The organism is Streptomyces sp. NPDC088733, assembly GCF_044751185.1.
Lineage (GTDB): Bacteria > Actinomycetota > Actinomycetes > Streptomycetales > Streptomycetaceae > Actinacidiphila.
Genome location: NZ_JBIVLH010000028.1, coordinates 26,376 through 38,283, shown reverse-complemented (window position 1 = coordinate 38,283; position 11,908 = coordinate 26,376). Strand labels below are relative to the sequence as shown.

Here is an 11,908-nt window from a genome sequence, read left to right as displayed (position 1 = left end):
GCGTCACACGGGGCGGGTGGCCCCCGCGAAGGGCATCTGGTCGACTGGGGCGATCTTCACCACGTCGCCGGTGCGCGGGGCGTGGATCATCATGCCGTTGCCGATGTAGAGGCCGACGTGGCTGATCCCCGAGTAGAAGAAGACCAGGTCCCCCGGCTCCAGTTCGGCGCGGGAGACGCGGCTGCCCGCGTTGATCTGGGTGTAGGTCGTGCGCGGCAGCTCCACCCCGGCCGCCCGCCAGGCGGCCTGCGTGAAGCCCGAGCAGTCGTACGAGGACGGGCCGGTGGCGCCCCAGACGTAGGGCAGGCCGAGGGAGTCGTACGCGAAGGACACGGCCCGCGCGGCCCGGGCGTTGGGGGCCGCCGCGGGCGCCAGGGCCGCGCGTGAGCCCGCGGACACCGCGCGGCCGGCCCGGTCGCCGGAGCGGGCCGTGCCCTGGCCCCCGTCCGCCAGGACGGCGGCGCGCTGGCCCGCGGTCAGCCCGTCCAGCAGCCGCTGCGCGGAGGCCAGGCGCTCCTGCACGGTGCGCTTGTGGCGGGCGAGTTCGGCGCGGGACCGGCGCAGCTCGGTGAGTTCGGTGCCCGCCTCGGTGCGCAGCTGCTCGATCTCGCGCTTCTGGGCGCCGAGGGCGTGCAGCGCGGCGTTCTGGCGGCTGCTCATGCGGTCCAGCAGCCCGGCCCGTTCGAGGTACTGGTCCGGCGAGGAGGCGAGCGCGAGCTGCATCGCCGGGTCGACGCCGCCGGAGCGGTACTGGGCGGTGGCGATCGACCCGAGGCCGTCGCGGGTGCGGTTGAGCCGCTCGGTCCTGCGGGCGAGTTCGCCTTGGAGGTCGTCGATCCGGTGCTGGACCGTGTCGGCCTTCTCCTTCGCCCCGTTGTACCGCTCGGTGGCCTGCTCGGCCTCCTCGTAGAGCCGGTCCACGCGGGCCTTGGCCTCGGAGGTGGTCAGCCGGGGGTCGGCGTGCCCGGTCTCACCGAACATCGTCACCGAGGCCGCTCCCGCGATGGCGAGGGTGGCGGCCGTGCGCGCGGTGGAGCCGGTGAGGGTGCGCTCCTTGGGCTTTCTGTGCGACGCCACGCGCCGTCACTCCTTCCGGGCTGCCGGGCCTGCTGCCCGCGGCCCGGCGGCGGACGGACGGGGAGCCGCGCCGCCGCCGGACCTTCGGCGGGGGTGGCCGATGCCGACGGCGAGTCCCGCCGGCAGTGGGGATCGGCCACCTGGGGCAGGACGCTAAACCTGTGCGTCGCCGGGCAGCGGGGCACTGTGCGGGACTGGTCCGATTCGGCCGTTACCTGTCGGCCGATGACCGCTGTTCGACGGGTGACCTGGTCGCTTGCGGTCCAGCCGTGACCGATGTGCCGGAAGGGACCCACCTCGGTGCCGGGTGCTGATACGGGCCTGGCTGGGGTCCTGAGCCATGGACGCAACCATCGACTTCGTCGTCGGCCTGCACATCATCGGCATCGCCGCCCTGCTCGGCGGCTTCCTCACCCGGACGAAGGCCATGGGCCGCGGCGAGGCGCGCTTCGTGCCGGGCATGCTGCACGGGGCGCTCACCATGCTGGTGACCGGCGCCCTGCCGGTCGGCCTGAACCAGGCCGACGACCACCCGGTGAACAACGCCAAGATCGGCCTGAAGCCCGCCGTGCTGGTGGTGGTCCTCGGCCTGGTCTACGTCAAGCGCGACGAGGAGAAGGTGTCGGCGGCGGCCTTCGGCACCGTGGGTGCGCTGACCACCGCCGACATCTTCATCGCGGTGCTCTGGACCTGAGCCCCTTCGCGGGGAGGCGGGGGGACTCAGGCCATCCGGGCGTAGCCGTAGATCGGCATCTCGGTGATGGGGGCGACCTTCACCACAGTGCCCGTGTGAGGCGCGTGGATCATTTCGCCGCCGCCGATGTAGAGGCCGACGTGGGTCACGTCCGAGTAGAAGAAGACCAGGTCGCCGGGTTGCAGCTGGTCCGCGGTGACGCGGGTGCCGAAGTCGACCTGGTCGTAGGTGGTGCGGGGGATGGAGACGCCCGCGGCGGCCCAGGCGCCCTGGGTCAGGCCCGAGCAGTCAAAGGAGTTGGGGCCCGTGGCGCCGTACACGTACGGCTTGCCGAGCTGGGCGTGGGCGAAGGCGATCGCCTTCTCGGCCTTGGCGGCGTAGCTGCCCGAGGCCGTCGAGGTCGTGGTGCCGCCGGCGGACGACGTGTCCGAGGACGTCCCGGCCGCCTCCTGCGCCGCCTTCTCCTTCGCGGCGATCAACTTGGCCGCGGCCGCGGCCTCCTCCTGCTTCTTCTTCTCCAGGGCGGCCAGCCGCGCCTTCTCCTGGGCGGTCAGGGTGTTGAGCAGTTGCTGAGCGGCGGCGAGCTTCTGCTTGACCGTCCTCTTCTCCGCGGCCAGCCGCGTCTGCGCCTCGGTGAGCTTCGCCAGACTCTGGACGGCCTCCGTGCGCTTCTGCGTGGTCGCCGCCTGCTGCGTGCGGAAGTCCTCCATCGCGTGTTCCTGGCGGTCGGACAGGCGGTTCATCAGGTGCGCCTGGTCCAGGAACTGCTGCGGGTCGGAGGTGAGCAGGAAGGTCGTCGTGCTGTCCAGGCCGCCGCCGCGGTACTGCGCCGAGGCGTACTCGCCGATCGTGCGGCGGGCGTCGTTGAGCGTCTGCGTCCTGCGGGCGACCTGGTCGAGCAGTTCGTCCGCGTGCGTCCGCTGCCTGTCGGTCTGCTCCTTGGCGCCGTTGTAGCGCTCGGTGGCCGCCTCGGCCTGGTGGTAGAGGGCGTCGACCTTGGCCTTGACCTCGGTGATGGAGGGTTTGTCGGGGGAGGCGGGCGCCGCGCTGGCGCTTTCTCCGAAGAGGGTGACGGTCGCCAGTGCGGCGGTCGTCAGCCCCACGGCCGTGCGCGGGCCGGGAACGGTGAGCATGCGGGGGCGCGGCTTGCGGTGCGTCGCCAAGGCGGACGGCTCCTTCCGTGGACCGCCTACCGGGTTAGCTGTCGGGTTCGGGCTTCGGAAGGCCGCCCTACGGTCGTCCGGGCACGTGTGCGGTGCGCCCGTACGGACCGATTCACCCCAAAGTGGTGGGTCCCCGGCTCCGGCGGTTGCCGGACTCAGCGGAGGCGGCCGTGACGGCTCGGTCGCCGCCGTTCGGTGCGGACCGCCTGAGGGGGCACGCTAGTCAACTGGGGTGGCTCCTGGGAAGGCTGGTGTTCGAATTGTCCGCAATCATTTCGTGACCTTTACGCAGCCGTGCCGTTGTCCGGCTCCCCGGACGGGGCCGGGACGGGTTCCGGCGGCGGCCCGGCGGCGCCCGGCGGCACCGCGGTGTGCGTCCCGCGGACGACCGGCATCCGGAAGCGGTGCACCGCTGTCGGTCCCACCGCCTAGACTCGGGAGGCGATGAGCAGCCTCTTTGACGACAGCTTCCTGGCCGGCTTCGAACCGAGGGAGGAGCACCCGCCGCCGCCCCCCGAGGAGGAGGCCGAGGCGGTTCCGCACGACCTCTTCGAGGGACGCTTCGACGCGCCCGCCGACCGGGACGCGTACTACCGGGACGGCGCGCCGCGCCCCGCCGTCGACCCCGCCGCCCTGCTGGACGGGCTCAACGAGCAGCAGCGCGCCGCCGTCGAGCACACCGGCTCCCCCCTGCTCATCGTCGCGGGCGCCGGCTCCGGCAAGACCCGGGTGCTCACCCACCGCATCGCCCACCTGCTGGGCGCCCGCCAGGTGCACCCCGGCCAGATCCTGGCGATCACCTTCACCAACAAGGCCGCCGGCGAGATGAAGGAGCGCGTCGAGCAACTCGTCGGCCCGCGCGCCAACGTGATGTGGGTCTCCACCTTCCACAGCGCCTGCGTCCGCATCCTGCGCCGGGAGTCCAAGAAGCTCGGCTTCACCTCCAGCTTCTCCATCTACGACGCGGCCGACTCCAAGCGCCTGATGGCCCTGGTCTGCCGCGACCTGGACCTGGACCCCAAGCAGTTCCCGCCGAAGTCCTTCAGCGCCAAGGTCTCCAACCTCAAGAACGAGCTCATCGACGAGGAGACCTTCGCCGGCCAGGCCGAGAACCCCTTCGAGAAGAAGCTCGCCGAGGCCTACGCGATCTACCAGTCGCGGCTGCGCGAGGCCAACGCCCTCGACTTCGACGACATCATCATGACCACGGTCAACCTGCTCCAGGCCTTCCCGGACGTCGCCGAGCACTACCGGCGCCGCTTCCGGCACGTCCTGGTCGACGAGTACCAGGACACCAACCACGCCCAGTACACCCTGGTGCGCGAACTCGTCGGCACCGGGGACGCGGAGGAGGGCGGCGAAGGGCCGGCGGAGCTGTGCGTGGTCGGTGACGCCGACCAGAGCATCTACGCCTTCCGCGGCGCCACCATCCGCAACATCCTCCAGTTCGAGGAGGACTACCCGCAGGCGCGCACGATCCTGCTGGAGCAGAACTACCGCTCCACCCAGAACATCCTGACCGCCGCCAACGCCGTCATCGAGCGCAACGCCTCCCGCCGCCCGAAGAACCTGTGGACGGAGGCCGGCCAGGGCCCGGTCATCACCGGCTACGTCGCCGACCAGGAGCACGACGAGGCGCAGTTCATCGCCGACGAGATCGACCGGCTCACCGACGCCGGCGACGCCCGTCCCGGCGAGGTCGCGGTCTTCTACCGCACCAACGCGCAGTCCCGTGTCTTCGAAGAGGTCTTCATCCGCGTCGGCCTGCCGTACAAGGTCGTCGGCGGAGTCCGCTTCTACGAGCGCAAGGAGGTCCGGGACGTCCTGGCCTACCTGCGCGTGCTCGCCAACCCCGAGGACACCGTCCCGCTGCGCCGCATCCTCAATGTGCCCAAGCGCGGCATCGGCGAGCGCGCCGAGGCCATGATCGACGCCCTGTCCTCACGCGAGCGGATCTCCTTCCCCGCGGCGCTGCGCCGCGTCGACGAGGCCTTCGGCATGGCCGCCCGCTCGGTCAACGCCGTCAAGCGCTTCAACGAACTGCTGGAGGAACTGCGCACGATCGTGGAGTCCGGCGCCGGCCCCGCCACCGTCCTGGAGGCGGTGCTGGAGCGCACGGGCTACCTGGCCGAACTCCAGGCCTCCACCGACCCGCAGGACGAGACCCGCGTCGAGAACCTCCAGGAACTCGCGGCGGTGGCCCTGGAGTTCGAGCAGGAGCGCACCGAGGAGGAGCCCGGAACGCTCGCCGAGTTCCTGGAACGCGTCGCACTGGTCGCCGACTCCGACCAGATCCCGGACGACGAGGAGGGCGGCGGCGTCATAACGCTGATGACCCTCCACACCGCCAAGGGCCTGGAGTTCCCGGTGGTCTTCCTGACCGGCATGGAGGACGGGGTCTTCCCGCACATGCGCGCGCTCGGCCAGACCAAGGAACTGGAGGAGGAGCGCCGCCTCGCCTACGTCGGCATCACCCGGGCGCGGCAGCGGCTGTACGTCACGCGGGCGAGCATGCGCAGCGCGTGGGGCCAGCCGTCGTACAACCCGCCCTCCCGCTTCCTTGAGGAGATCCCCGAGTCGCTCATCGAGTGGCGGCGTACGGGGTCCTCACCGGCGCCGTCCGCCTCGGTGTCGGCGGCGGCCTCGGTGCTGTCGCGGTCCTCGTCCAGGAGCGGTCCCTCCGGCTTCGCCACCCGCCGCACCCAGGACCGGCCGGTCGTCGCCCTGGCGGTCGGGGACCGGGTCAACCACGACACGTTCGGGCTGGGCACGGTCGTCTCGGTCGACGGCAGCGGTGAGAAGGCCAAGGCCACCATCGACTTCGGCGACGAGCGGCCGAAGGTGCTGCTGCTGCGCTACGCGCCGGTGGAGAAGCTCTGACGGGACGCGCGTCGCGTGGCGGCTTCCGGTGAGGGAGCCGCACGGGCCGCCCCGGGGCCGGTGGCTCAGCGCGGGTCGAGGCCGTGCTTGAGCAGCCACGGCAGCGGGTCGATCGCCGAGCCGCCCGCGGGCCGTACCTCGAAGTGCAGGTGCGGGCCGGTGGAGTTGCCTGAATTGCCGGAATAGGCGATGACCTCGCCGGCCTTGACGCTGCCCCAGCGGATCTTGGTGCTGCTCAGATGGCAGTACCAGGTCTCCGTGCCGTCCGGCGCCGTCACTATGGCCATGTTGCCGTAGGCGCTGTTCCACTGCGTGCGGACGGTGCCGTCGGTCGCGGCCATCACGGGGGTGCCGTAACTGACCGGGAAGTCGATGCCCGTGTGGACCGACATCCAGTTCACGCCCGCCTGGCCGAAGTAGGCGCTCAGACCGTGCTCGCTCACCGGGAGCAGGAACTTCGGGCGCAGCGCCTCCTTGCGGGCCGCCTCCTCCGCCTTCTTCTTCCGCTCCGCGGCCTGGCGCTCCTTGATGTCCAGGCGCTCCTGGGTGCGGCTGGCACGGGAGGCGAAATCGTCGACGTCCCGGTTCACCCCGGCCAGCTGCTGGTCGAGCTTGGTCGTGGGGGTCTTGGCGGCGTCGACCACGCCGTCCGCCTGCGTCGTGGTGGTGTCGCCCTCCTCGGTGTTGACGGTCACGGCGGCGGCGCAGGCCGCGACGCCCATGACGGCGACCGAGGGGACGGCGACGGTCAGCAGCGCCGAACGCCGGGCGGGGCGGCGCCGGCGGCTGCCGGCGCGCGGGCGGGGAAGGGCGGGCGCGCCGTCCGGGCCCGCGTCGTCGGCGCCGTCCTCCGGCTCGTCGCCGTGCGGGTCCTCGCCGTGCAGGTCGTGGGCGGCGTCGTGCTCGTCGAAGGCGTAGCCGCCCTCGTCGTCGGCCCACTCCTCGGCGGCGGCGCCGTGCGCGGAGTCGTACTCCTCCGGCTCGCGGGCGTGCGGCACATAGGCGCGGGGCTCGACGGGCTCGTGCGGGGCCGGCTCGTGCGGGAGGGCGGGCTCCGGTTCGTGGTACTCGTACACCGGGGCGTGCTCGTACGCCGTCGTCGCGCCCGTGTAGTCGTACGTCCCGGCCGCGGGCTGCGTGTACCAGGTGCCCGTGGCCGCCGCGGCGGGGTCGCCGTACCCGGTGGCGGCGTCCTGGGGCTGCTGCCAGTAGGCGGTCGCGGTGGTGCCCCACGAACCGGTGGCCTGCGTGCCGGTGTCGTACGCGGGGTAGCCCTGGCACGTGCCGAAGAGCGGGTCGTCATCCGCGTGGACAGCGCCTGCGGACTGGTACGAGGCGCCGGAATAGCCCTCGTGCCCGTAGGCGTTGTACTCGGGGGCGTACCCCGACGGGTGACGAGTGTTCACCGCTTCTCTTTCGCCTCGGCAGCAGGAGAATTAGCGGCGACTGTATCCCCCTGCGGCCGACGGCGACAATCTTCGGCAGGATTCCGGCATCGTCCATGCCTTGTGTTCGATGGCGTTTCGATGCTTATGCGGGCAGGACCGTCACGCGGCGTCGACGGCGCCGGACGCCAGTTCCTCCCCGAGCAGCGCCTGCCGGATCCCGGCCGCGATGGCCGCGTGCACCGGCATGGTCAGATGACCGACGCCCGCGACGTGCACATTGCGGGCGATGAGATCGGGATGGTCCAGGCGGGCCGCCTCGACCGGGCTCATCATCTCGTCCCAGTCGCTCCAGAACGCCACGAAACGGGTACGGCAGCCCGCCGCCGGTTCGGCCAGTTCCTCTATCAGGTCGGAGTTGGGCCGCATCTGCCGGACGATGGGGTGCGGGTTGAGCAGGGGCGCGGCACGAGTGCCGGAGTGCGGCGTACCGAGGGTGATCACCGTGCGGACCCGGCTGTCGCCGCCCAGGCGCTGCGCGTAGTAGCGCGCGATGAGCCCGCCGAGGCTGTGGCCCACGATGTCCACCTGGCTGTGGCCGGTCTGCTCGCAGATCTGCTCCACGTGACGGCCGAGCAGCGCCGCGGCGGTGCGGATGTCGCAGGTCAAAGGGGAGTAGTTCACCGCCTGCACATGCGGCCAGCCGTGCCGGCGCAGAGACCGGCGGAGCATGGCGAACACCGAACGGTTGTCCACGAAGCCGTGCAGCAGCAGCACCGGCGGGTGGCTTCGGCCCGCGGTGGGGATGCGCGTCGGTTCCTCCGGCTCGCCGACCGGGGGCTCCGGCCCGCGTTCCTGGAAGATGCCGGTCGGGTACAGGAAAACGTGACCGGTCAGGATGGCGATCTCGATCGCCGCGGCTCGTACGTAGGCCGCCTGACGCACCAGACGGTCTCCGACACCGAAAGACAGGACGCCCATGGCCTACCTCCCGTGCGGCACACGGAGACGGCTCTGTCCCCCGTGCGCCGAGAACGCGAAAGCCCGCGTCGCCTCACTGACCGAGGCGACCACGGGCCGAACGCGTTTCTAACGTGAACGTGTCCCAATGGGTAATTTCCCCCTCGAGGGCCTTCGCGAAACTGTCCGGTCGGGGGATGCTGGCGATAACGTTCGTTCACAGAAGTGCCCGCTGAGCGCAGCAATCGTGTTGGAGGCAGTGATGGGAGTGTCCGGTCCGATCCGGGTCGTGGTGGCCAAGCCGGGACTCGACGGCCACGACCGCGGGGCCAAGGTCATCGCCCGCGCGCTGCGCGACGCCGGTATGGAGGTCATCTACACCGGCCTGCACCAGACGCCCGAACAGATCGTCGACACCGCGATCCAGGAGGACGCCGACGCGATCGGGCTGTCCATCCTGTCCGGTGCGCACATGACGCTGTTCGCCAAGGTGCTGGAGCTGCTCAAGGAGCGCGACGCGAGCGACATCAAGGTCTTCGGCGGCGGCATCATCCCCGAGGACGACATGGCGCCGCTGCGCGAACTGGGCGTCGCCGCGATCTTCACCCCCGGTGCGACGACCTCCGAGGTCGTGGACTGGGTCAACGCCAACATCCGGCAGCCCGCCGAAGCCTGATCGCGGCCCGGGGCCGCGGGAGCCATGGGCTCCCGCGGCCGCTCAGGCCAGCTCCTCACTCATCGTCGCGCGCAGCCGCAGGGTGCCCACCAGGCGCTGGAAGGCCTCGGCCCAGTAGGCGCCCGCGCCCGGTGAGGTGTCCGCCGACTCGGCGGGCACCGCGGTGAGCGGGGTCGCGCGATCGGCCTCCGCCGGGTCCAGGCAGCGCTCCGCGAGGCCCATGACCCCGCTGAAGCTCCACGGGTAGCTGCCGGCGTCCCGGGCGATGTCCAGCGCGTCCACGACCGCCCGCCCCAGGGGTTCGGCCCAGGGAACGGCGCACACCGCGAGCATCTGGAACGCCTCCGACAGGCCGTGCGCGGCGATGAAGCGCGCCACCCATGCGGCCCTCTCGCCGGCCGGGAGCACCGCCAGCAGCTTCGCCGGGTCGCCCACCGGGGCGACCGCCGTCGCCGTGGTCGGTATCGGCCCGAGCAGCGCCCGGGCCCAGTCCTCGTCGCGCTGGCGGACCGCCGCCCGGCACCAGGCCGCGTGCAGGTCGCCCTGCCAGTCGTCGGCGACCGGCAGCGCGATGATCTCCTGCGGTGTGCGGCTGCCGAACCGCTGCGGCCAGGTCCCGAGCGGCGCCGCGTCCACCACCTGCCCGAACCACCACGACCGCTCGCCCCGCCCGGCCGGGGGTATCGCCACCACCCCGTCGCGCTCCATCGCCGCGTCGCACTCGTACGGCGCCTCCACCACGATCCGGCTGTCCGCGGCGTCCCAGGCCACGCAGGTCCGGGCCCTGGCCGCCATCCGGCCGGCCAGTGCGGAGCCGGGCAGGGCGGAGAGCAGCTCGGCGGCGGTCGCCCGCACATTGCGGCTGCGGTCGGAGAGCGCCTGCTCCAGGAAGGGCTCGTCGGCCGGGGACAGTCCCTCGCGCAGGGAGTCCAGGAACATCAGGCGGTCCTCGGCCCGCTCACCGCCCCACCCGGTCCGCAGCAGCTCCAGCGCGCCCCGGGGGTCGCGGGACCGCAGGCGCGTCAGCAGGGCCACCCGTTCGGCGAACAGGCCCTCCTCCCACAGCTGCCGGACCGTCGGGTCGTCCGCCCCGTTCCCGGCGTCCGGTGCGGCGCCGGAGGCGCCCGCCCGCAGCGCGAACCGCCAGTCCGCGTTCAGCTCCGCCAGCCACAGTCCGCGCGGGCCCGCGAGGGCGAGCGCGTCCGGTCTCAGGTCGGTACGGGCGCGGGCGGCGTCGAGCAGGGCGGGCAGCATCTCCGGCGGGGCGGCGTAACCGCGTGCGGTGGCCTCGCCGAGCCACTGCGGCAGCAGCTCGGCGAGATTGGGCGCGGCGCCCCGGCGACCCCCGCTCCCGCCCGACCGGTCAGCCAGCAGCAGCGCGAGCCGCCGCCGCGCGGCGGCCGGCAGGGCGGGGCGCGGATCGTCCGGGGCCGCGGCCGGCCGCTTCCCCGCGGCGGCCGGCCGCAGCCCCGCACGACGCCGCAGGACGGCGACCGCGGCGGCGTCGAGCAGTTCGGTGGGCGTCCCGCCCTTGCGTTCGGTGCCCATCAGGGCGGTCCCGACCAGTTCGGCCCAGGTCGCCGTCTCCATGCGTCCCCCTTCGGTGTCGTTCGCCTCCGTCCGCGGTGCGGTCGGCGGTTGTGGCGCTACGCCACGAGGGCGACCGCTTCCGCCCCGGCCCCGCCCCAGACCGTGTACGGCCGGAAGCCGCGGTGTCCCAGCTCGCCGAAGACCGTCACGGGCCGGCCCCCCGAGACCGCCGCCAGCCGCCACAGCCCCCCGGCGCCGGTGCCGCCCCCCGCGGTCACCGGCACCGCGTCCGCCCCCTCGGCGTCGGCGAGCTGCCAGCCCGCGTCGCCCGGGACCGGCACGACCTGGGCGAGGACCGAGGGCCAGGCGTCCAGCCACGGGTCGTCCGCCAGGGCCTCCCCGTACGCCGCCAGTGCCGCGCCGACCGGCAGTCCGGGCGGCACGGGCGCCGGACCGGGCGCGGCGTGCCGGGTGCCGAGCACGGCCCGCAGCGGCCGGGCGCCCGGGTGGTACGCCAGCTCGGCGTCGACACCGAGCCCGACCGGCAGGGCGAGCTCGGGCGCCCGGCCGCCCGCGCCGAAGGACAGCAGCAGCGCGGGCCGCCCGGTGTCCCGGCCGTGCAGCCATATGCGGCGGGTGGTGAGCCGGTCGTCGGCGGAGTCCTGCTGCGCCAGCACGAGCCAGTGGTCCCGCACGGTGGGCCCGGCGAGCAGTTCCGCCGAGTCCACCGTGAATCCCACCCGGCCGCGCACCGTCGCGGCCAGGGCCTCGGGAAGCCGGTCGTGCCCCAGCAGGCCCTGGGTCAGCAGATGCAGCAGCGCGGTCTCCTCCAGCAGCCGTGACGGCCAGTCGCCCCCCGCGGCCGTCACCGCGCCCAGTTCGCGCACCCGCGAGGCGAGCCCGGGTGCCTGGGCGTCGACCATGCGGGCGGCCGTCTCCTCCCACCGCTGGTAGCCCTCGCGGTCGGCACCGGCCAGCCCGCCGAGCAGCAGGTCCGTCAGCCGCTGCTCCAGCTCGACCGCTCCGGCGGCGACCCGGCGCGCCCGCTGTCCGGCCCGCTTGCGCGCCGCCTCGGGGTCCCCGCCGCCGGCGGGGGCCGCCTTGCGTTCCTCACGCGCGCGCCGCGCGTCGAGCCACTCGGTGACCCAGTCGGGCCGGCCGCCCCCGTGTGCGGCCGGCCCGACCTCGCCCCCGGACCACAGCAGCAGCAGTCCGATGGCGTGCTTGCAGGGGAACTTGCGGCTCGGGCAGCTGCACTTGGCCGCGGGCCCGGCGGTGTCCACCACCGTCTGGTACGGCTTGCTGCCGCTGCCCGCGCACAGCCCCCACACCGCCGTGTCCGACGTCCCCGTGCCCGACCAGCGCGCGGCCGCCGCCAGACCCGTCCCGGCCTTCCGCGACGACGCGTCGGGCGCGAGGGCCAGGACCTGGTCGGCGGTCCACCGCTCGGGTCGCTGTTCGTCCATCCCGTCCATGCCCAAGACGGTAGGTGCGGGCACTGACAATCGGTCCTGACCTGGCGTTGTGTGTGCGCGGAGGGCGA

9 protein-coding genes and 1 riboswitch are annotated in these 11,908 nt (G+C 73.2%); of the genes, 3 read left to right on the top strand and 6 right to left on the bottom strand.

Annotation, left to right across the window (positions count from 1 at the left end; genetic code table 11):
- Positions 1-3: 3 nt before the first annotated feature.
- Complete coding sequence (locus ACIP64_RS34970) at positions 4-1,077, bottom strand: NlpC/P60 family protein (RefSeq protein WP_401595020.1); 1,074 nt, start codon at positions 1,075-1,077, stop codon at positions 4-6.
- Positions 1,078-1,417: 340 nt separating this feature from the next.
- On the opposite strand from ACIP64_RS34970, the gene ACIP64_RS34965 reads away from it, so the two are divergent.
- Entirely contained in the window at positions 1,418-1,771 is a 354-nt protein-coding gene (locus ACIP64_RS34965) for a hypothetical protein (RefSeq protein WP_401595017.1), read from the top strand.
- A 26-nt stretch (positions 1,772-1,797) separates the two neighbouring features.
- Here ACIP64_RS34965 and ACIP64_RS34960 read toward each other — a convergent pair whose 3' ends face one another.
- Positions 1,798-2,934, bottom strand: coding sequence for an NlpC/P60 family protein (locus tag ACIP64_RS34960; RefSeq protein WP_401595014.1), 1,137 nt, complete (start codon positions 2,932-2,934; stop codon positions 1,798-1,800).
- Positions 2,935-2,941: 7 nt separating this feature from the next.
- Positions 2,942-3,105: riboswitch (cyclic di-AMP (ydaO/yuaA leader) on the bottom strand.
- 273 nt (positions 3,106-3,378) lie between these two features.
- On the opposite strand from ACIP64_RS34960, the gene pcrA reads away from it, so the two are divergent.
- Positions 3,379-5,814 (top strand): DNA helicase PcrA, encoded by a 2,436-nt coding sequence (gene pcrA, locus ACIP64_RS34955; protein ID WP_401595012.1) that lies wholly within the window; start codon positions 3,379-3,381, stop codon positions 5,812-5,814.
- 65 nt (positions 5,815-5,879) lie between these two features.
- Here pcrA and ACIP64_RS34950 read toward each other — a convergent pair whose 3' ends face one another.
- Both ACIP64_RS34950 and ACIP64_RS34945 read right to left on the bottom strand, forming a co-directional pair.
- Positions 5,880-7,220, bottom strand: a complete 1,341-nt coding sequence (locus tag ACIP64_RS34950) for a peptidoglycan DD-metalloendopeptidase family protein (RefSeq protein ID WP_401595009.1) — start codon at positions 7,218-7,220, stop codon at positions 5,880-5,882.
- Positions 7,221-7,361: 141 nt separating this feature from the next.
- On the bottom strand, positions 7,362-8,180 hold the full coding sequence (locus ACIP64_RS34945; RefSeq protein WP_401595007.1) for an esterase/lipase family protein: 819 nt from the start codon (positions 8,178-8,180) through the stop codon (positions 7,362-7,364).
- Positions 8,181-8,421: 241 nt separating this feature from the next.
- Here ACIP64_RS34945 and ACIP64_RS34940 point away from each other — a divergent pair, with 241 nt between their 5' ends.
- On the top strand, positions 8,422-8,835 hold the full coding sequence (locus ACIP64_RS34940; protein WP_360902279.1) for a cobalamin B12-binding domain-containing protein: 414 nt from the start codon (positions 8,422-8,424) through the stop codon (positions 8,833-8,835).
- A gap of 42 nt (positions 8,836-8,877) precedes the next feature.
- Here the strand turns inward: ACIP64_RS34940 and ACIP64_RS34935 are convergent, their stop codons facing one another.
- Complete coding sequence (locus ACIP64_RS34935) at positions 8,878-10,425, bottom strand: DUF5691 domain-containing protein (protein WP_401595004.1); 1,548 nt, start codon at positions 10,423-10,425, stop codon at positions 8,878-8,880.
- A gap of 56 nt (positions 10,426-10,481) precedes the next feature.
- Positions 10,482-11,840, bottom strand: coding sequence for an SWIM zinc finger family protein (locus ACIP64_RS34930; protein ID WP_401595001.1), 1,359 nt, complete (start codon positions 11,838-11,840; stop codon positions 10,482-10,484).
- Between the last annotated feature and the right edge of the window lie 68 nt (positions 11,841-11,908).